General features: G+C 43.8%; 21 protein-coding genes, 1 other RNA gene and 1 pseudogene. 8 read left to right on the forward strand and 15 right to left on the reverse strand.

Annotated features, from left to right (window positions below; genetic code table 11):
* Positions 1–103: 103 nt before the first annotated feature.
* On the reverse strand, positions 104–595 hold the full coding sequence (locus B0180_RS06505; protein WP_078256194.1) for a hypothetical protein: 492 nt from the start codon (positions 593–595) through the stop codon (positions 104–106).
* A gap of 185 nt (positions 596–780) precedes the next feature.
* Complete coding sequence (gene ychF / locus B0180_RS06510) at positions 781–1872, reverse strand: redox-regulated ATPase YchF (protein WP_078256195.1); 1092 nt, start codon at positions 1870–1872, stop codon at positions 781–783.
* 245 nt (positions 1873–2117) lie between these two features.
* On the opposite strand from ychF, the gene ndk reads away from it, so the two are divergent.
* Positions 2118–2549: a nucleoside-diphosphate kinase gene (ndk, locus tag B0180_RS06515; RefSeq protein WP_003658352.1), complete on the forward strand. Its 432-nt coding sequence runs from the start codon at positions 2118–2120 to the stop codon at positions 2547–2549.
* 199 nt (positions 2550–2748) lie between these two features.
* Here ndk and B0180_RS06520 read toward each other — a convergent pair.
* A pseudogene (locus B0180_RS06520) lies at positions 2749–3280 on the reverse strand (IS1595 family transposase).
* A gap of 104 nt (positions 3281–3384) precedes the next feature.
* Between B0180_RS06520 and B0180_RS06525 the strand changes: the two are divergent.
* Entirely contained in the window at positions 3385–3867 is a 483-nt protein-coding gene (locus B0180_RS06525) for a cytochrome c peroxidase (protein ID WP_078256196.1), read from the forward strand.
* Positions 3868–3935: 68 nt separating this feature from the next.
* On the opposite strand, the gene B0180_RS06530 is transcribed toward B0180_RS06525, so the two are convergent.
* Entirely contained in the window at positions 3936–4289 is a 354-nt protein-coding gene (locus tag B0180_RS06530) for a hypothetical protein (protein ID WP_078256197.1), read from the reverse strand.
* A 179-nt stretch (positions 4290–4468) separates the two neighbouring features.
* On the opposite strand from B0180_RS06530, the gene B0180_RS06535 reads away from it, so the two are divergent.
* From B0180_RS06535 to ffs, 6 genes are all read left to right on the forward strand, one after another.
* A complete protein-coding gene (locus B0180_RS06535; protein WP_078256198.1) occupies positions 4469–5113 on the forward strand; it encodes an alpha/beta hydrolase in 645 nt (214 codons plus the stop codon).
* 25 nt (positions 5114–5138) lie between these two features.
* Complete coding sequence (gene zapE, locus B0180_RS06540; RefSeq protein WP_078256199.1) at positions 5139–6239, forward strand: cell division protein ZapE; 1101 nt, start codon at positions 5139–5141, stop codon at positions 6237–6239.
* Positions 6240–6280: 41 nt separating this feature from the next.
* Positions 6281–6856, forward strand: a complete 576-nt coding sequence (locus B0180_RS06545) for a nitroreductase family protein (RefSeq protein WP_078256200.1) — start codon at positions 6281–6283, stop codon at positions 6854–6856.
* Positions 6857–6894: 38 nt separating this feature from the next.
* Positions 6895–8223, forward strand: a complete 1329-nt coding sequence (locus tag B0180_RS06550) for an NAD(P)H-dependent glycerol-3-phosphate dehydrogenase (protein WP_078256201.1) — start codon at positions 6895–6897, stop codon at positions 8221–8223.
* Between the two features lie 33 nt (positions 8224–8256).
* Positions 8257–8754, forward strand: coding sequence for a phosphohistidine phosphatase SixA (gene sixA, locus B0180_RS06555; protein WP_078256202.1), 498 nt, complete (start codon positions 8257–8259; stop codon positions 8752–8754).
* A gap of 66 nt (positions 8755–8820) precedes the next feature.
* Positions 8821–8917: signal recognition particle sRNA small type (ffs, locus tag B0180_RS06560), an RNA gene on the forward strand.
* Positions 8918–9006: 89 nt separating this feature from the next.
* Here ffs and ybeY read toward each other — a convergent pair.
* The 11 genes from ybeY to scpB all read right to left on the reverse strand — a co-directional run bounded on the left by ybeY (position 9007) and on the right by scpB (position 20228).
* Positions 9007–9549 (reverse strand): rRNA maturation RNase YbeY, encoded by a 543-nt coding sequence (gene ybeY, locus B0180_RS06565; protein ID WP_078256203.1) that lies wholly within the window; start codon positions 9547–9549, stop codon positions 9007–9009.
* Positions 9539–10612, reverse strand: coding sequence for a PhoH family protein (locus tag B0180_RS06570; RefSeq protein ID WP_078256463.1), 1074 nt, complete (start codon positions 10610–10612; stop codon positions 9539–9541). The genes ybeY and B0180_RS06570 overlap by 11 nt, the downstream gene beginning before the upstream one ends.
* A 240-nt stretch (positions 10613–10852) precedes the next feature.
* Positions 10853–12196, reverse strand: coding sequence for an acetyl-CoA carboxylase biotin carboxylase subunit (accC, locus tag B0180_RS06575; protein ID WP_078256204.1), 1344 nt, complete (start codon positions 12194–12196; stop codon positions 10853–10855).
* Between the two features lie 12 nt (positions 12197–12208).
* Positions 12209–12634, reverse strand: a complete 426-nt coding sequence (gene accB / locus B0180_RS06580; RefSeq protein WP_078256205.1) for an acetyl-CoA carboxylase biotin carboxyl carrier protein — start codon at positions 12632–12634, stop codon at positions 12209–12211.
* Positions 12635–12826: 192 nt separating this feature from the next.
* Entirely contained in the window at positions 12827–13462 is a 636-nt protein-coding gene (locus B0180_RS06585) for an LOG family protein (protein ID WP_078256207.1), read from the reverse strand.
* Positions 13463–13470: 8 nt separating this feature from the next.
* Complete coding sequence (locus B0180_RS06590) at positions 13471–14694, reverse strand: ribonuclease D (protein ID WP_078256208.1); 1224 nt, start codon at positions 14692–14694, stop codon at positions 13471–13473.
* 8 nt (positions 14695–14702) lie between these two features.
* Positions 14703–15296 carry a recombination mediator RecR gene (gene recR, locus B0180_RS06595; RefSeq protein WP_078256209.1) on the reverse strand — a complete coding sequence of 198 codons (594 nt, stop codon included), beginning with the start codon at positions 15294–15296 and terminating at the stop codon, positions 14703–14705.
* Positions 15297–15629 (reverse strand): YbaB/EbfC family nucleoid-associated protein, encoded by a 333-nt coding sequence (locus B0180_RS06600; protein ID WP_049235918.1) that lies wholly within the window; start codon positions 15627–15629, stop codon positions 15297–15299.
* A gap of 160 nt (positions 15630–15789) precedes the next feature.
* Positions 15790–18066, reverse strand: coding sequence for a class 1a ribonucleoside-diphosphate reductase subunit alpha (nrdA, locus tag B0180_RS06605; RefSeq protein ID WP_078256210.1), 2277 nt, complete (start codon positions 18064–18066; stop codon positions 15790–15792).
* Between the two features lie 463 nt (positions 18067–18529).
* A complete protein-coding gene (gene rluB, locus B0180_RS06615) occupies positions 18530–19483 on the reverse strand; it encodes a 23S rRNA pseudouridine(2605) synthase RluB (RefSeq protein ID WP_078256212.1) in 954 nt (317 codons plus the stop codon).
* Positions 19484–19661: 178 nt separating this feature from the next.
* Entirely contained in the window at positions 19662–20228 is a 567-nt protein-coding gene (scpB, locus tag B0180_RS06620; protein ID WP_078256213.1) for an SMC-Scp complex subunit ScpB, read from the reverse strand.
* Between the last annotated feature and the right edge of the window lie 7 nt (positions 20229–20235).

Consider the following 20235-nt stretch of genomic DNA (forward strand, 5'->3'; position numbering starts at 1 on the left):
CTTAGGTGCATGACGGCGATGACTTTAACAGACAAATAAAAATCACTCATCGCTAAAATGAGTGATTTAAAATCAGTATTAAGACTCAGTATTAAGATACTGATCAGCTTGCTTTGACGCAGTCAAGTAATACTTGATTATTATCGCCAGTCACGACAGCTTTGTTACCATCGATGGTCAGGGTGGTGTTTTGATTGTCACCAAATCCATTATCGCTGGTATACTCATTGTTATTAGCAGGATTTTGATCAAAGTCGTATTCGATGCCATCGTGATTTAGATAAGCTTCCATTTCACCATCATGATTATGGACGGCGATATGAACAGTGTGATTGCCGCACTGATAGGCATCGCCATCAGCATGGCTGTGATCATGACCGGCATGACTGTGATCATCATGGTCATCATGATCATGCGCATCTTCAGTCATCTGAGCCGTTTCAGGTGATTGTTGGGTATCTGCTGGAGCGGCGTCCGTGGTTTGTACTTGTTCAGTGGCTGGAGTATCAGCTTGAGATGCTTCTTCGGCAGGTTTGCTACATGCGGTCAAAGTCAGCGCAGCCACGACAGAAGCTAAAAGTAATTTTTGGTTCATAATCATCCTTTGAGATAACATTAACATCATTAAAAATAGTGACCGTGATAATATAACAAAACCAACCAACAATTTCAAATCACGCTCAGATATTTTGTGAAATCATGAACGGATTTATTATCATCTACAAATAAAATCAGCCAAGTATAACCTGGCTGATAAAGAAATTAATCTAAATGATTTATTTAGACATTGAATCTAAAATGCATGACATCGCCATCTTGAACGATATAGGTCTTGCCTTCTAAGCGAGACTTACCAGCAGCGGCAGCACCTTTTTCGCCGCCGTATTCGATGAAATCGTCATAGCTGATGACTTCAGCACGAATAAAGCCACGCTCAAAATCAGTATGAATCACGCCAGCAGCTTCAGGCGCGGTAGCACCGACTCTGACAGTCCAAGCACGCACTTCCTTGACGCCAGCAGTAAAATAAGTTTGAAGGTTAAGTAGCTCGTAGCCTGCGCGAATCACACGGTCAAGTCCTGCTTCGCTCATGCCCATGCCTTCTAAAAACTCTGCTTTTTCTTCTTCATCAAGCTGCGCTATCTCGGCTTCGATTTGATTACAAAGCGCGACGACGATGGCGTCTTCATTGGCAGCAAATTCGCGTACCGCATCCAAATGTGGATTATTTTCAAATCCGTCTTCAGACACATTGGCGATGTACATGACAGGCTTAAGTGTGATCAAGCCATAGCTTTTAATCAGCTTTTTTTCGTCGTCATCTAAGCCTGCCAAGCGTGCAGGCTTGCCATCAGCAAGTAAAGGTTCAATTTTTTGAAAGACTGCAAGGGCAGCTTGAGCATCTTTATCGCCGCCTTTGGCTTTTTTGTTGAGATTTGTGATGGCGCGAGTAACGGCATCCAAATCCGCCAAAGCAAGTTCAGTATTGATGGTGTCGATATCAGACAAAGGATTAACACGCCCATCAACATGGATGACATTATCATCATCAAAGCAGCGCACCACATGGGCGATGGCGTCGGTTTCGCGGATATTTGCCAAAAATTGGTTGCCCATGCCTTCGCCTTTTGAGGCGCCTGCCACCAGACCTGCAATATCCACAAACTCCATGCTCGTTGGGATGGTGCGCTCAGGATTAACAATGCCTGCCAGTGCTTTTAGGCGTGGGTCAGGCACAGGGACGATGCCTGTATTTGGGTCTTTGGTACAAAATGGAAAATTTTCTGCAGCAATGCCTGCTTTGGTCAATGCATTAAATAGGGTGGATTTACCGACATTTGGCAAGCCTACAATACCACAATTAAAGCCCATAATAAATTCTCGTATGTTGTGTGAAATTTCATCATTATACCAAAATTTATCAAATTAAGGTATCAAAAAAGACAAATTCCGAAGCCTAAAACCGTACCCAAAACCTGTTTGGATTGATTTGATGAATTTCAACTTTCTGCAAAAAATTTCACGACAAACTGGGTTAAAAAGATGAAAAGTGTCAAAAAAATTGTTATAATCAATGGCGAATTTACCTCAAACTTAATTAGCATAAGGATTTACCCATGGCTATCGAACGTACTTTATCTATCATCAAACCAGACGCAGTTGGCAAAAACCACATCGGTGATATCATCGCTCGTTTTGAAAAAGCAGGTCTTAAGCCAGTTGCAATGAAATATAAGCATCTGTCTCAAGCTGATGCTGAAGGCTTTTATGCTGAGCATAAAGAGCGTGGCTTCTTTGGTGATTTGGTGTCTTTCATGACTTCAGGTCCTGTGGTTGTTTCTGTCCTTGAAGGTGAAAATGCGGTTTTGGCTCATCGTGAGATCTTGGGTGCAACTAACCCACAAGAAGCTGCTCAAGGCACCATCCGTGCTGATTTTGCTGTCAGCATCGATGAAAATGCAGCACACGGTTCTGACTCTGTGGCATCTGCTGAGCGCGAAATCGCCTACTTCTTTGGTGATGATGAAGTTTATCCACGTACTCGTTAATCGCTCAGGCGTCTAAGCGCCCAAGAAACAGCCGTCATATGATGGCTGTTTTTTGTTTCTGTAAAAATTTTGTCTATATATAAATAGTTAAATAACGTGTCATCGTATCTTTAATTCATGATCATTATCTACTCAATATAATGTGCTAGACAAGCTTTTTATTAATTTCTTAGACTCCAAACTATCAAAGTTAAAAATCTCACTTAATCAAACTCCATAAATGGCGTTGTAACTCATCAACATCTTTGTTCCAACGCCATTCACATTCTTTTCAGTGTTGTTCAAATTTGTCAGTAACACCGTTAAATTTAGCAAGCCGTCTTTTGCTAAAACTCCAAAAGCTCTCAATGCCATTAATTTGACATCTACCGTAAGCAAATTCATTGTTGCCGTGATTTACTCTAAACTGTTTGTCATAACCTACATCTTTACCAAGTATCACAGCTTGTCAGGTTGCTTTAATGTACCACAACCTGGCTTTAACTTGCTATGAAAGCCCCTTTGTCGCTTTGCCCCAAATAGCTTTCATCCAGTTCAATTGCACCGTATAATAAGCGTTTTTGGTTGGTTTGATACTCATAGATTTCTTGTCTAAAAATACCAAACCAATGATGAATTGTATTGCGATTTAACTCAAGCAAAAGTGCTGTTCTTGTTGCATCTATGTCAATACAAAAGCATTTTATGATTTTCTTGAGTTTATAGACACTTAAATTACTGTTATACTTCATATTGTTAGTCTAGCCTAGGTTAGGTTGCTAGATTGGAGTCTTTTTTATTAATTGCTTAATTTCTTCCTGTTATCATTACTGTTTTGGCAGTGGTATTCTTGAGTATGCCGGCATTGACACAATTTGCCAAACCTGACCGGCGGATCAGTGATGCAGCGGTCATCACGCCAGCAGATCAGCCGACCAAACCCTTGGTCAGCGTGCGTCCAAATGAACCAATCAAACCCATTCAGCCTGCTGTGGTCGAAAATATTTCTGCAGTTGATTTAGGGGGGGGGCTTTGGTTCGACCCACACTTATCAGAATCAGGCAGTTTGTCTTGTAATCCGTGTCATAACCTTGCCATGGGTAGCACGGGTAAACGGATAATATGCCGACTTCATTTCCATGACGGTCAAGTCAATTCTCTTGAAGAAGCTGTACAAATCATGGGTAAAATTCAGCTAAATAAACAATTCACCAATGAAGAAACGGCTGATATTGTCGCATTTTTAAGAACATTGACAGGTGATCAGCCGAACATTAAGCTTCCAATGCTACCACCTTCAAATGCTTCGACGCCACTACCAAACCCATTTGGCGAATAACTCAAAGAAGTCCTAATCAAATAAAAACAAGCNNGCTTGTTTTTATTTGATTAGATTGAATTAACCGATTATTGGCAACGAAATTTTATGGTATATTCAAAATCATCATCACGACTAAGCTTAGGAGCGGATTGACCAAAAATAGCGCCTGCAACACTCACCCCTTGCTCAATCATACGACCTGTACGCTCATCAAGAATACCATTATAAGTCAGCTTATCAGACACAACCACAGGCGTGCGCATACCACATTGCTTTTTGGCGGCTGTCAAGGCGGACTCTTGGGCTTTGGTTTTGGTTGCACCCAAGCCTGTGGTTTCGTGAACGCCGTCAGCGCGTGTGATGACAGGTGCAGTGGTAGATGTGCTGGCACAGGCTGATAGTAAGGTAGCAGCAGTAGCGATCGCTAGCAGTTTTTTCATCATAACTTCCTAATGATAGACCAATTGATTTTGTCAGTATAACAAGAAATTACGGCATTTCAAGTAAGGTATTTTGCGCAACTGTGGGCTTTTTGTAGATCATGCTGCATACCATGCTAAGTTTTGCACAGCAATAAATTATGATATAATGCGATTCATTTACCAAGCTGATTTTAATTATGAAACAAGAGATATTACTGATCGATGCGCCTGCAGGTGTGTTAGAAGTTGATGCCATTTGGCAGTCAGGCGAGCGAGCGGCTGAAGATGGCTTGGCGATTCTTTGTCATCCCAATCCTGCCCAAGGTGGCACGATGAATAATAAAGTGGTTAGCACCATGTATCGATTTTGTCGTGATGCTGGCATGGATGTGCTCAGGTTTAACTTTCGTGGTGTCGGTCAGTCAACTGGAGTCACGGGTACCGGCGATGGCGAGCTTGAAGATGCGCTGAGGGTACTGCGATATGCTTTGGATAAAACCAAAGCCCGTAAGCTTTGGCTAGGGGGCTTTAGTTTTGGTGGATATACTGCCGCACGCTTGGCAAGTCTGATGACGGATAATGAAGAATTTGCCGACGTGAATTTGCATAATTTAGCGCTCATCGCACCTTCAGTGATGCGTGTTGGCATGGCGTCTTTGCGTTGGCAGGCTGATCATACATTTATGATTTATGGCAATCAAGATAAACTGGTCAGTCCTGAGCATTTGGCGCAGTTTGCTGAAGAAAGGGATATTCCCACTACCGTGCTTTCAACAGGTCATTTTTTTCATGGTAAACTGGTTGAGCTTGGGCAGATTTTACAAGAACAAACCCAAATTTAAATTAAAAATATAACAAGGATTCATCATGTCAAATCAAACTCCGTTAGAGCGCTATCAGGCTGCTTTGGCTACTGGCGATTTTAGTGAAGATGCCGTTCAGCTGGCGGCAGTGACTTATATGGATAATTTATATCACGAAATTATCAAAGCAGAAGATAATGCAGGCGGCGGATGGTTTTCAAGCCTATTTAAATCTAAGCCAGCAACGCCGAAAGGGCTATATATGTGGGGCGGCGTGGGACGCGGTAAGACTTGGATGATGGATATGTTTTATGAAAGTCTGCCGATAAAGCGTAAGATGCGAATGCATTTTCACCACTTTATGCAGCGTGTTCAGCGCGAATTGGTGGCGCTCCAAGGTCAATCCGACCCCTTGCAAAAAGTTGCCGATATCATTCATCAAGAAGCTGTAGTTATTTGCTTTGATGAATTTTTTGTCTCAAATGTATCAGATGCGATGATTTTGGGCGATTTATTTAGCATGTTGTTTGATCGCGGTATTACATTGGTGGCGACTTCTAACATTGAGCCATCAGGACTATACAAAAACGGCATTCATCGTGACAGATTCCTACCTGCGATCGCTCAAGTTGAAAAACATACAACCGTCATGAATATTGATGCTGGTATTGATTATCGCCTAAGACTGTTAAAGCAAGCTAAGCTTTACAGCTCACCTTTGACTGATGACACAAAAAAGTGGCTGTCGGAGCGATTTGATACTTTGGCAGGGGGTCAGACCATCAGCACATCACCCATTGAGATTGGCGGTCGTAATATTGATATTATTAAGCGCACAGAAACGATGCTACTGGCTGATTTTCGAGCGCTGTGTATGCAGCCGCGTTCGGCAGCAGATTTTATTGAGATTGCCAATGATTTTGATACCGTCATGGTGGATAATGTGCCTGCTCTGAACGATACTCTCATGGATCCGACGCGCCGCTTTATTTATTTGGTTGATGAATTTTATGATCGCAGGGTAAAACTTTTGATACGAGCTGAGCAGTCTATTTTAGAGCTTTATCAGGGCGAGAAATTGGCGTTTGAAATTGAGCGGACGCGTTCACGCTTATTGGAGATGCAGTCAGAAGAATACTTGGCAGAAGAGCATCGCTTGGATTAATAGGACGATATTGATTTTTAATAAAAATTAAGGATAAAATAATGACAAATGAAATTTTGACTATCATTCACCAGCGCCGTAGCATCGGCAACTTATCCTCGCCCATGCCAAATGAGGCTGAACTACAAGCGGTATTGGGTGCGGCGATGGTGGCACCAGATCATAAGCAGCTTAAGCCATGGCGTTTTTGGGTATTGACAGGTGAGGCGCTGACCGAATTTGGTCAAGTACTGCTATCAGCAGCGGAGCATGAAGCAGCATCACGCGGTGAGGTTTTGGATGAAGTTGCCATCAAAAAAACACTGAATATGCCACTCAGAGCGCCCATGATCATTGTTATTGCAACGCAATATCAGTATCACGAAAAAGTGCCACCATTTGAGCAGTTGCTGAGCGCAGGGGCGGCTGCCCAAAATATGCTACTCACGCTTGAGTCTTTGGGTTATCGAAGTGTCTGGCGCACAGGTCCTTTGTGTAACACCCCTGAAGTTAAAGCTCATTTTGGCATTACAAAAGACAATACCATTTGTGGCTTGATTTATACTGGTTCAAGCAGCGTTCAGATGCCAGATCGTGAGACTGTAGATTTGTCTGACTATGTAGAATATCGTCAGTAACCGATTGTTTTTATTAATATTTAAAGGATGCATGCCGTATGAAGCTGCGCAAACCGAATGTCAAAAACCAAAAAGTACAAAAAATTGTCGATGCTGCCAGCACTGGTATTGATGATGCGGTCAGCGCTATCAAAGAATCGGGCTTGCCCAACAAACCATTGATTTCGAGCATAGCTGAGCTTGCCGGTCTAAAAAAGAAAAAATCCGCCCAGCTTGCTGAATCGATGCAAGCGGCAGAGCAGGCAGTGTCGGATATTAATCAGATGAGCTTTGCCTTTTTGGGTGGTGGTAGTTTTGGGACTGCCATGGCAAATTTGGCAGCTAAAAATGGTTGCGATGCCACATTGTGGGTACGAGATAAGCGCACCGTAAAGTCATTGCATAAAACTCGAATCAATAAAAAATACCTGCCAAATCATAAGCTTGATGAGCGTTTGAAATTCAGCCATGATCTTCAATCAGCAGTGGCAGGCGTGGACGTGATTTTCGTTGCTGTGCCCAGTTCAGCGTTTCGCGAGATGCTGACCAATATTAAGCCATTTATAACGCACCAAGCGGTAGTTTCATTGACCAAAGGCATGGAAAAAGAGACGTTTGCGATGATGAGTGATATCATCCAAGAGGTATTGCCTGAGGTGAATTTTGGCGTCATGAGCGGACCAAACTTAGCGGTAGAAATTATGGATAATATGCCCACCGCGACAGTCATCGCCTCAGAATCAGAACCACTCAGAAAAGCAGTTCAAACTGCTTTACATAGCGCGTTTTTTCGTGTTTTTGCCAGCAATGATATTAAGGGAGTGGAGCTTGGTGGGGCGCTAAAAAACATCTATGCCATTGCCATGGGTATGGCGGCAGCGTATGATGTGGGTGAGAATACCAAAGCCATGCTACTCACTCGTGCTCTGGCAGAGATGAGCCGCTTTGGTGTGGCGGTTGGCGCCGACCCTTTAACGTTTTTAGGGCTATCTGGCGTGGGGGATTTATATGCCACGTGTAGCTCGGTGCTCAGCCGAAACTATCGCATTGGTTATATGCTTGGTCAGGGTGTCAGTCTTGATCATGCCATCAAAAAGCTGGGTCAGACTGCCGAAGGCGTCAATACCATTCTTCAGGTGCATTCTCGCGCCAAAGAGCTGGGTATTTATATGCCCATTACTCATGCTCTGCACGCGGTATTATATGAGGATAAATCTGCGCTTGGTGTGGCGCTCAATTTGATGGAGACAGGTTTTAGAAGTGATGTGGAATTTGTCTTGCCGCATGATGAAAGCAATGTACGCCTGAGCCATGAGTTTAGCGAAGTGCTCAAGACCAGTGCCGATGCCAGCCCTAAAGATGAAGTTGAAACCAGTCATACGCCTTAGACTTTGGGCATTAACTGTATCAAGGATAAATTTATGAAAGTTATTTTTGTACGACATGGAAAAGCTGCGCCATATTGTGAAGATGATGCAGGGCGTGATCTTACCGAATTTGGGCGTCTGCAAGCACAGCAGACAGCTGAGTATCTTACCGAGCATTATCAGCTTGATCTTATCATCGCCAGTCCCTACAACCGTGCCGACCAGACTGCCAAGATTTTATTATCACAGGCGCTTGCCTTAGGTCAAAATCCAAGCTTTCTTAGCCTAAGCAGCATTACGCCTGACGATGATCCTGTGATTGCCATCGATGATCTTGAGTATGCAGTGCGCACCAAGTTGGGTGAAGACTTGACGGGTAAATGTGTTGCGGTGGTCTGCCATATGCCGATTGTGGCATCTATCGTTGCCAAGCTTGAAAATTTAAGTCCTGCGTCATTTGAGTTAGCAGAAGCGCGGATTTTGCAGATGTCAGTTTTGGCTCAAGGCTTGGCAACGACCCAAGATACATTTATTCCTGATCAGCCCCAATAGCCGTTGTAAATGATCAAATTTTACTTGCAAATTAGCAATAGATTAATTATAATACTGACTTGGCTTCATCGGTAGCTTCGCAACTATGTACTATGAACCCCGCCAGGACCGGAAGGTAGCAACGGTAGTAGATACACAGTGTGCCGGAGATGTGCTGATGAAGTCATTTTTTTTGCTTATTAATTCGTAAGACCAATAAAGATAAAGTCTCGCCACATTCAGCGAGACTTTTTTAGTAAAGCAAATACTCAATCAAGATTCAAGATAAGGATTTTGTATCCCAAGCTTTTCTAGGATTTGGATCTCAAAGCCTTCCATCTCATCAGCATCAGCATCACTGATCTCATGATCAAAGCCCAATAAGTGGAGTACGCCATGGATGATCAAATGGGTCAGATGCGCTTTTAACGTTTTGCCTTGTGCGCGTGCTTCATCCTCAATGACTTGGTGGCACAGCACCAATTCTCCAAGCTCAATCACTTCCATCATGTTTAAAATCTCTGATGGCAGGGCGCTTGGATATGACAGCACATTGGTGGCATAATCCTTACCGCGCGCTTCAAGATTTAAAGCTTGACCCTCAGCGGTATCAACGATGTACAGGCTTAATGATTTGGGCTTATCCCAGATCATCTGCACATCGGGAAAGTAGGGGAATTGGGTGCCTTGATGAAGCTTTTGGGTCATGACCGATAATGCTGTGTCCAAGACCGCTGTCCAATCTGGACTTGAATATACTGATCGAACAGCGGGTTCCAACTCATCGGAAAATCCCAAATCAATCTCATTTGGCATCAATATCACCTGCTTTGGCGGCAAGTTTTTCAGCGATACGCGCCGCTTTTCTTTCCGCAGCTGCCATCTCTTGTTCTTCGTCAAATTGATCATAAGCTTGAACGATTTTTTGAACCAAATGATGGCGCACCACATCTTTGCTATCAAAGCGAGTGATGTGAATTTCATCAATCTTGGATAAAATCTGCAAGGCTTGAGCCAAGCCAGATTTGTGACCACGAGGTAAATCAACTTGCGTCATATCACCTGTAATTACCGCTCGAGAACCAAAACCCAAACGCGTCAAGAACATTTTCATTTGCTCTGGGGTGGTGTTCTGCGCTTCATCAAGGATCACAAATGAATTATTCAGCGTCCGTCCGCGCATATAAGCAAGCGGCGCAACTTCAATGACTTGGCGCTCAAGTAATTTGCCAACTTTTTCAAAGCCTAGCATTTCATACAATGCATCATACAAAGGGCGCAGATAAGGGTCAATTTTTTGAGTCAAATCACCCGGCAAAAATCCCAATTTCTCACCCGCCTCAACCGCTGGTCTGACCAGCAAAATCCGTTCGATCTCTCCGCGCTCAAGCATATCCACTGCACAGGCTACTGCCAGATAAGTCTTGCCCGTACCCGCTGGACCAACGCCAAAAGACACATCCGAAACTAATATTTTTTTGACGTACTCTTGCTGATTGTAGCCTCTTGGCGTGATCTTGCCTTTGCGTGTGCGCAAAGAGATATCGGCATAGCTTTTGTCTTTTGAGTTGCTGCCATTTTTTTTGCCCGGAGTTTCATCATGATCACTATCACGCGATAAGCTGGATTGAACAATCAAATGAAGCTCTTCTCCGGTGATGTCATTTTGTTCGCCAGCAAGCTCCGCCAATTTATCTATGATGATTTCGGTGCGCTCAACAGGAGTAAGCTCGCCTGTGACAATAAACTTATCTTGTCGCTGAGCGATTTGGACTTCAAGTCGGTCTTGGATGTATTTGATGTGCTTGTTATATTCGCCAAGCAAGGTGCGTAATTCATGCGTGTTTAAATTGGTTTGAATGGTGCGAGTGATGCTCAAAGAGTATTCCTTTTGTTGCGGCAAATGACTTGGCTGACGGTGACAGATCATGATGGGATGAATCATCAACCAAGCGCCATGTTATCGAAATGAACAATTTCTACATTGGGTTCATAAACGATAAATTCAATCTTTTGAGCAGATTTTACCTATCGTCTTTTTAGTATAGCAAATGATTGTGCCAAAATGATGAAAAGCAGTCAAAATTCGACTGCTTTTTAACACATTAAAAACAAAATATCACTGCGCTTTTAGCATATGACCTTCAAGATAGTGAATATTTTGTGCTTCCTCACAGAATGCTTCGTCTTGTAAGATCACATCTCGGTGCAAAGGGATATTGGTTTTGACGCCCTCAATGACCAATTCATCAAGCGCATGCAGGGTCTTGGCAATGGCTTGACGGCGGGTCTGGGCATGGCATATCAGCTTACCGATCAAAGAGTCGTAATAGCTTGGAATGGTATACCCCTGATAAAGGTGAGAATCAAAACGAATCCCGGAGCCACTCGGTGTAAATAGCTGCTGAATCTGACCAGGCGATGGCATAAAGGTCTGTGGGTCTTCAGCATTAATACGGCACTCAATGGCATGACCTCGAATGGTAATCTCATCTTGATGATAAGACAGTCCATAGCCTGCAGCGATTTTTAATTGTTCAACCACAATGTCTATGCCTGTAATCATCTCGGTTACGGGATGTTCAACTTGAACACGAGTATTCATCTCAATAAAGAAAAACTCCCCGTCTTCGTATAAAAATTCAAATGTCCCTGCGCCGCGGTAGCCAATTTTTTTACAAGCACGAACGCACGCTTCCAAAATCGGTGTACGAACTTCGTCAGGAATGTCAGGTGCAGGCGCTTCTTCGAGGACTTTCTGGTGTCTGCGCTGAAGCGAGCAATCGCGATCAAAAAGATGGAGTGCATTACCATTGCCATCACCGAGCACTTGAACTTCCACATGGCGAGGGTTTTTCAAAAAGCGCTCCATATACACCGTATCGTCACCAAAAGCACTTTGCGCTTCTGTTTTAGCGGCTTGTACCTGGTTTAATAGCTCTTCAAAACGCTCAACAACACGCATACCACGACCACCGCCACCGGCTGCGGCTTTGACAATTAAAGGAAAGCCAATCTTGCGAGCTTGTTCTTCGGCATTGCTTAGAGTGATCGCACCCACAGAGCCTGGCACAGTCGGCACGCCTGCTTCTTTCATGGCATTGATGGCTGAGACTTTGTTACCCATTAGGCGGATGTGCTCTGGATGTGGACCGACAAAAGTCAAGCCAGCTTCTTCAACGCGCTCAGCAAACTCGGCATTTTCTGATAAAAAGCCATAGCCTGGATGTATGGCGTCTGCAGCAGTGACTTCAGCGGCTGCTAAAAGAGCGTTAATATCCAAATAGCTTTGAGCAGAAGGGGCATTACCGATACACACCGCTTCATCAACAAAGCGTAAATGCATCAAATCCTTATCGGCAGTGGAATATACGCCCACCGTCGCGATGCCTAATTGCTTGCATGCGCGCACGATGCGTAAAGCAATCTCGCCGCGGTTTGCAATGAGAAGTTTTTTAATCATGATGTCTTCCTGTTAGGCTTTGTAGCGAATGACAGGCTGACCAAATTCGACCACTTCGGCATTATTGACCAAGATTTCTTCAATAATACCGCTTTGGGTGGCTTCTAAGGGATTCATAATTTTCATGGCTTCGATGATACCAAGCGTATCACCGGCTTCGACTTTTTGACCGACCTTCACAAAAGGAGGATCGTTAGGGCTTGGTGCCGAATAAAATACGCCAACCATTGGTGAGGTTTCAAGCTTACCACTTGGCGTAGCGGCTGAGGCAGGAGACGGCGCTGGGGAAGCGACAGGGGCAACTTGAGGTACGGCGACAGTTTGGAATGCTGTGTTACGCGTGAGGCTGATGTATTTGTCATCATGACCGTATTCCAAATTTAACAGATCTTTTTCTTCCATCAGATCTACCAGTTCACGAATTTTTTTGATGTCCATCAGCATCACCTTTAATATGAATGTTAATACAAAACCAACCACCAGCTGATATGCTAAAGCGAGCAAAGAAATACACTCAGTAAATCAGCTTGCGCGATTGCTAAAATTATCTTTATATAGTGTACATTCGTTTTATTTTATTGCAAGTGTTTTTTGTAATATTTTGGTACAATTTGGCAAACTGATGCGTGCTTAAGTAAATTTGGGCGCAGTATAAGCCGATGTATCATCCATCCAACTGGGCTTGACCCATTTTTGAGATTCGGTAAACTGATAATTTGCCATTTTTGTCAGCAGTGCAGGGATGTTATCAGCCACACAAATCAAGTCAATGTTTGAAATGGGCATAAATCCTGCCTCTGCCGTCTGCTCAAGAAGCTTAAGAAAAGGATTAAAAAACCCGTCAATGTTAAGAACGCCGATCGGTTTGGTGTGCTGACGCAGCTGCGCAAGTGAGATCACCTCAAAAAGCTCTTCATAAGTGCCAATGCCACCAGGCAAAGCGATGAACGCATCGCCTAAAGCAATCATTTTAAGCTTACGACTTGCCATATCTTCTGTGATGATCAGCTCGCTCAAGCCATGGTGCGCCACTTCTTTATCCTTCAAAAATCTGGGAATGACACCGATGCTTTTGCCGCCATGTGCGATGATGCTGTCTGCAATCGTGCCCATCAAGCCGACATTACCACCACCATACACCAACGTGATACCATGCTCCGCCAAGGCTTTACCCAAGCTTTGGGCGGCATGATAATAAGCGGGGGTATCGCCAAAGTTTGAACCGCAATACACGACCACGTGTGCAAATTTGTCTTGATAATTCATGTTTATGATCAGTAATTATATTCAGGTGTATTTAAAACTTCTAAAATATGTGCTTTATAAGGTCTTAGCGTCGGTAAAATGTCGTTTACGATCAAATCCTTACGATAACCTAGTAATTCTGGCGGTAACTCTTCGACCGAGCCATCATAAGCAATCAAGAGCAATAAGTCATTCATCCAACGATTTTTTAATAATAAATTGGAGGGAATGTGATGGCTTTGACTGTAAGTATTAATCACATCATTTAAGTCGTTCTTAAAAGGCTTGGCTTTACTGTGATAAGTCGGCGGTGGCAACGGTGGCAGTGCGTCTTCATTGGCGCTTTTGACTTGGCTGATAATACGCACGATTTCATCGCCATAGCGCCTTAATACAGCTCGGTTAATGGTCGTGCGAGCCAAAAGCTTGATACTATCAGGCATCTCTTGAACAATTTCTCTGAGTGCTTGTTTACCGATAATAAAGCTTCTAGGCTCATTGGTTGCTCGTGCCAAAGCTTCGCGCCAGATGGTCAGCTGCTGAAGCACACCCAATTGACGGCGATTATAAATCGGCGCTAATAAGTCTAAATACAATGTCTCATCAGGCTGATTTTGAATGGCGTGTAATTCACGAGCATAGTGGCGACTGTCTTCGATGACGCACTCTAGGATTTTACGATTGCTTAGCTCTGCCTTGACGGCTTCATACAGTTTAAGCAGGTAGCGCACGTCATTGGCAGCATAAGTTTCTTGTTCATGAGACAAGGGGCGAGCCAACCAATTTGATTGACTTTCGCCTTTGTCAATCTCAATGCCCAATATCTCATTGATGGCTTGACTATAGCCGGCTTGCAATTTACCTGATAAATACGCCACACCAATTTGCACATCAAACACATTGGTCAGTGGCGGACATTTAGCAAGTAAATAAAAAATCCCCAAATCTTCACCACAGGCGTACCACACCATTGTCGGCACTTCAGCAAGCGCTTGCCAAAATTCAGTCAAATCAAGCTTAGGCGCATCAATCAAATAAATTGCGCTACCAGTATTGATTTGTATCAGTGCCAAAATTGGATAGTAGGTGGTTCGTTTGATAAATTCGGTATCGAGCGCCACCACATCGCTATCATCAATCTCATCGATCAAAGCGTATAATTCATCATCAGTGCGCACCCATAGCGTGGGTAAATCATCACAAGCCTTTTGATCGATTGTAAATTTTGGGAACTCAAAAGTTGGTGTCGTCATAATTGTAATTATATATTGCCGCGATTTTGTAGCGCTTGATGAAGGGTGATGCTATCCACATATTCAAGTTCACCGCCCATAGGGATGCCCTGAGCAAGACGGGTGATCTTGGGCGCATGGGTACGGATGGCATCATGAATAAAAAAAGCGGTCGTTTGACCTTCAACTGTGGCGCCAGTGGCTAAGATGACTTCATGAATCGGCTCATGTCTGATGCGATGAACCAATTGATCAATGTGCAAATCACTGGCATTGATGCCATCGATGGGCGATAAATGCCCGCCTAATACAAAATATTTACCACGATAAGCGCCGCTTTGCTCAATTGCCATCACATCTGAGGCACTCTCAACGACACATAGCAGCCCATCATCACGACGGGCATCTGTACAGATGGGACAAATCTCATCGTCACTAAAGGAGTGGCAATGGGAACATTCTTTGATGTCGTGCATGGCAGTCTCAAGTGCCGCCGCCAAAGATAGCCCTTGAGTGCGTTTTTTTGTCAAAAGCTGTAGCGCCATACGCTGCGCGGATTTTTGTCCCACGCTGGGCAGCACTTGCAGCTCTTTGATGAGCTTGTCTAGCTTTGGGGTCAGCATTTAGCCAAACAAGCCTTTCATGCTAGGTGGTAGACCCATGCCAGTTGTGGCGCCAGCCATCACTTCTTCATACAGCTCGTCTGCTTGACGCACAGCATCATTGATCGCTGCAGCTACCAAATCTTCTATCATATCAGGCTCATCATCCATAAGACTTGGATCAATGGATAAGCGCTTAACCACATGGCGACCTGTCATGGTAACTTTGACCAAGCCATTGCCTGCTTCGCCTTGTACTTCTTTGGTTGCAAGGCTTGCTTTGGCAGCTTCGACATTTTTCTCAACTTGTTTTTGCATGGCTTGGGCTTGCTGCATTAATGCTTGAATATTCATGGGCAATCTTCCTAATGATATAAATAATTGACACATTATAGCATATAATCTGAGCGATAAAAATGCAAGAAAATCCAAACTCGCTGATCAATGACTGGGTGATATGTCATGCTACACACAATAAACTTAGCCCAACTTGTCAAACAAATTGGGCTAACTCTCAAAGCTTACACGCACCACCTGCACAACCATCATCCAAGTCACCTTGGGCATCGTCGGCGCCATCACGAGTATTATGATAATACAAGGTTTTGACACCAAATTTATAGGCAGTTAGCAGGTCTTGGATCAATACTTTCATCGGTACTTTGCCACCTTCAAACTTGGTCGGATCATAATTGGTATTGGCAGAGATGGACTGATCAATGAATTTTTGCATAATCCCAACCAAGCGCAGATAGCCATTATTATCAGGGATGTTCCAAAGCAGTTCATATTGACTTGCCAAACGCTCAATCTCAGGAACCACCTGCTTTAAAATACCGTCTTTAGAAGCTTTGACTGATACCAAACCACGCGGCGGCTCAATGCCATTGGTGGCATTGGCAATCTGAGAGCTTGTCTCTGATGGCATCAAGGCGGACAAGGTGGAGTTGCGCAAACCGTGGGCTTGGATGTCCGCGCGCAGACTCTCCCAATCCAGATGTAGCGGCTCGGTGCAGATGCTGTCCAAATCCTTTTTATAGGTATCAATGGGCAAAATGCCTTGGCTGTAGGTGGTTTGATCAAACCAAGGGCAAGCACCTTGCTCTTTGGCAAGCTTATTTGATGCTTTGAGCAAATAATATTGAAGTGCTTCAAAAGTGCGGTGGGTCAAACCAAGCGCCGCCGCATCGGAGTAACGCGTTCCATTTTTTGCCAAATAATAAGCATAATTAATCACACCCACACCCAAAGTGCGACGATTCATACTGCCTTTTTTGGCGGCGATGACAGGGTAGTCTTGATAATCAAGCAGCGCATCAAGCGCACGCACGATCAGCTCAGCAGGCTCTTCGATATCAGATAATTCTTCGATCTTACCCAAATTAATCGCTGATAAAGTACACAGGGCGATCTCGCCTTTTTCATCATTGATGTTATCCAAAGGCGCTGTCGGTAGGGCAATTTCCATACATAAATTAGATTGGCGAATCGGTGCGACCGTCGGATCAAAGGGGCTGTGTGTGTTACAGTGATCGACATTTTGGATATAAATACGACCCGTGCTTGCTCTTTCTTGCAGCATTAGGCTGAACAAATCACGGGCAGGCACTTTACGCTTGCGAATGCTCTCATCGGCTTCATATTGCGTATATAAACGCTCAAAAGTTTCTTGATCAGCAAAGAATGCTTCATAAAGCCCTGGTACATCTGAAGGTGAAAATAAAGTAATGTCAGTGCCTTTAATTAATCTGGCATACATTGTCTTATTAATCTGTACCCCATAATCCATGTGGCGTACTCGGTTGTCTTCGACACCACGGTTGTTTTTTAGCACCAATAGGCTTTCAACTTCCAGATGCCAAATTGGATAAAATAAAGTCGCTGCACCGCCACGAACGCCGCCTTGAGAGCATGATTTAACAGCGGCTTGGAACATTTTGAAAAATGGAATGCAGCCGGTGTGCTGAGCTTCGCCGCCACGAATTGGGCTACCAAGCGCACGGATGGCGCCAGCATTGATCCCAATGCCAGCACGCTGTGAGACATAGCGCACGATGGCAGACGTGGTGGCATTGATGCTATCAAGATTATCACCGCATTCAATCAAAACGCATGAACTAAACTGACGTGTCGGCGTACGCACGCCAGACATGATCGGTGTGGGTAGCGAGATATAAAAATTTGATGTGGCATCATAAAACCGCTTAACATAGTCAAGACGCTCAGCCTGATCGTAGCCCGCAAATAAACACATACCAACCAACATATATAAAAATTGAGGGCTTTCGTAAACGCGTTTGGTGACACGATCTTGCACCAAATATTTACCCATCATCTGCTCAACGGCAGCATAGGCTAGGTTCATGTCACGGCTATGGTCAATGTAATCGTGCAGCTCGTTAAACTCATCAATGCTATAATCTGCCAAAATGTGCTTATCATATTTACCTTGTTCGGTGAGATGCTTAACATGAGCATAAAGATGTGGTGGCTCAAACTCCCCATAAGCAATCTTGCGCAGATGGAAAATCGCAAGACGCGCTGCCAAATATTGATAATCTGGTGTCTCCACCGAGATCAAATCGGCAGCCGCTTTGATGATGGTTTCGTGAATATCACGCGTACGAATCCCGTCATAAAACTGAATATGAGACTTTAGCTCAACTTGAGAAACTGACACATTGTCCAAGCCTTCAGATGCCCAAGTAATGACTCGGTGAATCTTATCAAGATCAATGGGCTCAAGGCGACCATCTCTCTTGGTGACTTTAATTTGATCAATATGTGTCATTATTGCTCCAAAGTTCTTTATGCAGTTTTGCCAAGTGGATTTTTGGCATATACACTCAATGTCGTGAGAAAATGAGTGAGTATAGTCCAATAAAGCTTATCAGCTGTTTTGGCAGGTTATACACTATATCTAGTGTGTGGATGGTTGTGAGGCAACAATATAGCCTATTTTTTGTTAAAATAAAAGATTGATTATTTAAAAAATTTGTGATCCAAAATGGCTGTTCTTGTATAATACTAGGCAAATCAAAGCGTTGCTTCATAAAAGCGCTGTCAACTTTTTTGTAAACGAATCATGAATAATTTTTATGATAAATTTTATAAAAATAACAATGTTTATAAATCAGTTTATTCAAATGGCTTTGTCATAAAATCATCATAAATGTGTGCTAATGAAAAAATTAAAACACAAAAAAGCCGCCCAATGGCAGCTTTATGTTTTATCGATCATTTAGAATAACTAATTAAATTTGCGTAAATTTAGCAGTTTTTAGATTTGGGGTGCGTTTTTTACGCTCTTCACGGCGCTCATTAGCTTCATGCTTTTGGCGGCGGACTTCGCGAGATTTTAAAGGTTTTTTATGAATACGCGCCTGCTTTTCTTTGGCGGCAGTATTTAAGCCAGTGCCTTGGCGCTGACGCAGACCTACAGACTCAACAAGTTTGCCAATATCTTTGGCGTCAAGCTCAATAAAACGACCTGTGCGCAGCTCTTTAGGCAAGATGACCGTACTGTATCTGGTGCGAATCAGGCGAGATACTTTTAGCTCTTGGCTTTCAAACATCCGGCGAACTTCGCGCTTACGACCTTCTTTGATGGTGACATGATACCATTTATTGACGCCGGTACCGCCGCCTTCTTTGATGTCGTCAAATTTAGCCATGCCATCTTCAAGCGCCACGCCTTGAGTTAGCTGACTGGCAATTTGTGGTGTGACTTCGCCCAGCACTCGTACCGCATATTCTCTGACCACTTCATTTGAAGGATGCATCAAGCGATGCGCAAGCTCTCCATCATTGGTGAATAGCAGCAGGCCTGATGAATTGATATCTAAGCGACCCACCATCACCCAGCGATCACCGGTAAGCTTAGGCAGACGATCAAATACAGTAGGGCGACCTTCAGGATCAGACGCTGAACAAATCTCGCCTTCAGGCTTATAATAGGCAATGACGCGGCGGCGTTTTTCACGCTCGGCTTTTAGGCGTATCAGGCGGCCATCGATGCGTATCTCATCAGTTAGGACAGCTCTATCGCCCAATGTGGCAACTTTGCCATTGATTGAGATACGGCCAGCTTTGATGACTTCTTCAAGTCCTCGGCGTGAGCCCAGACCCATTCTGGCGAGTAATTTTTGTAGTTTTTCACCCACAGGCTTTTCAAGCTTAGCTTCGGTTTGTATGGTTGGGTTATTCATAAAAAATTCCAGAAAATTGGTTATAACATTATCTCAATGTGAAATATAATCGGTTCAATGATCGATGAACCTAAGTAAAGTTGCCCATTTAAGACGATTTGATTACCAGCTCGATAAATCGGCTAGCAAACATACCATCATACGTGATTTATCTCATTTTGACAAGTTAATTATCAATTTATTGTCTGACTTTTAGGCGCTCAAGGTCAGGCAGCGGCGGCAGCTCATCTAAGCTATTAAGCCCAAACGCATCTAAAAATGCCTGCGTGGTATGCAATAGTGCAGGGCGCCCCAAAGTGTCCTTATGCCCATTTTCAATAATCCAGCCTTTATCAAATAATTGACGCAAAATATTGCTAGAGACTGTGACGCCCCGCACCTGTTCGATGTCTGAACGAGTGACCGGTTGCCTATAAGCAATCACGCTCAAGGTTTCAAGCAGGGCTTGACTTAAGTTTTCTAGCCGCTCAGGGAAAACCTGCTGGATCAGGCTGCTATAGCTGTCTTTAATTTGCAAGCGATAGCCGCTGGCGGTCTGATTGAGTGTCAGCACGCCATGAGACAGCCGCTCTTGAAGGATAGCCAGAGCATCTTTGAGCTCACTACTATCAATCATAAGATGCTTTTTTAGGTCATTATCAGTCAGTGGTGTCTCACTGGCATGCAAAAGCACCTCAATATAGCGGCTGAATGTTTCGGCTTGCTTATGTGTTTGCAAAAATTCTGAAGAAGTATTTTGGGTCATAAAGAGT

This window comes from Moraxella canis (assembly GCF_002014965.1).
In the GTDB taxonomy this organism is placed as follows: domain Bacteria; phylum Pseudomonadota; class Gammaproteobacteria; order Pseudomonadales; family Moraxellaceae; genus Moraxella; species Moraxella canis.

What these genes read in the sequence shown, in the direction of transcription:
- B0180_RS06505 (WP_078256194.1), bottom strand. Translation starts at nt 595, where the DNA reads ATGAACCAAAAATTACTTTTAGCTTCTGTCGTGGCTGCGCTGACTTTG.
- ychF (WP_078256195.1), bottom strand. Translation starts at nt 1,872, where the DNA reads ATGGGCTTTAATTGTGGTATTGTAGGCTTGCCAAATGTCGGTAAATCC.
- ndk (WP_003658352.1), top strand. Translation starts at nt 2,118, where the DNA reads ATGGCTATCGAACGTACTTTATCTATCATCAAACCAGACGCAGTTGGC.
- B0180_RS06525 (WP_078256196.1), top strand. Translation starts at nt 3,385, where the DNA reads ATGCCGGCATTGACACAATTTGCCAAACCTGACCGGCGGATCAGTGAT.
- B0180_RS06530 (WP_078256197.1), bottom strand. Translation starts at nt 4,289, where the DNA reads ATGAAAAAACTGCTAGCGATCGCTACTGCTGCTACCTTACTATCAGCC.
- B0180_RS06535 (WP_078256198.1), top strand. Translation starts at nt 4,469, where the DNA reads ATGAAACAAGAGATATTACTGATCGATGCGCCTGCAGGTGTGTTAGAA.
- zapE (WP_078256199.1), top strand. Translation starts at nt 5,139, where the DNA reads ATGTCAAATCAAACTCCGTTAGAGCGCTATCAGGCTGCTTTGGCTACT.
- B0180_RS06545 (WP_078256200.1), top strand. Translation starts at nt 6,281, where the DNA reads ATGACAAATGAAATTTTGACTATCATTCACCAGCGCCGTAGCATCGGC.
- B0180_RS06550 (WP_078256201.1), top strand. Translation starts at nt 6,895, where the DNA reads ATGAAGCTGCGCAAACCGAATGTCAAAAACCAAAAAGTACAAAAAATT.
- sixA (WP_078256202.1), top strand. Translation starts at nt 8,257, where the DNA reads ATGAAAGTTATTTTTGTACGACATGGAAAAGCTGCGCCATATTGTGAA.
- ybeY (WP_078256203.1), bottom strand. Translation starts at nt 9,549, where the DNA reads ATGCCAAATGAGATTGATTTGGGATTTTCCGATGAGTTGGAACCCGCT.
- accC (WP_078256204.1), bottom strand. Translation starts at nt 12,196, where the DNA reads ATGATTAAAAAACTTCTCATTGCAAACCGCGGCGAGATTGCTTTACGC.
- accB (WP_078256205.1), bottom strand. Translation starts at nt 12,634, where the DNA reads ATGGACATCAAAAAAATTCGTGAACTGGTAGATCTGATGGAAGAAAAA.
- B0180_RS06585 (WP_078256207.1), bottom strand. Translation starts at nt 13,462, where the DNA reads ATGAATTATCAAGACAAATTTGCACACGTGGTCGTGTATTGCGGTTCA.
- B0180_RS06590 (WP_078256208.1), bottom strand. Translation starts at nt 14,694, where the DNA reads ATGACGACACCAACTTTTGAGTTCCCAAAATTTACAATCGATCAAAAG.
- recR (WP_078256209.1), bottom strand. Translation starts at nt 15,296, where the DNA reads ATGCTGACCCCAAAGCTAGACAAGCTCATCAAAGAGCTGCAAGTGCTG.
- B0180_RS06600 (WP_049235918.1), bottom strand. Translation starts at nt 15,629, where the DNA reads ATGAATATTCAAGCATTAATGCAGCAAGCCCAAGCCATGCAAAAACAA.
- nrdA (WP_078256210.1), bottom strand. Translation starts at nt 18,066, where the DNA reads ATGACACATATTGATCAAATTAAAGTCACCAAGAGAGATGGTCGCCTT.
- rluB (WP_078256212.1), bottom strand. Translation starts at nt 19,483, where the DNA reads ATGAATAACCCAACCATACAAACCGAAGCTAAGCTTGAAAAGCCTGTG.
- scpB (WP_078256213.1), bottom strand. Translation starts at nt 20,228, where the DNA reads ATGACCCAAAATACTTCTTCAGAATTTTTGCAAACACATAAGCAAGCC.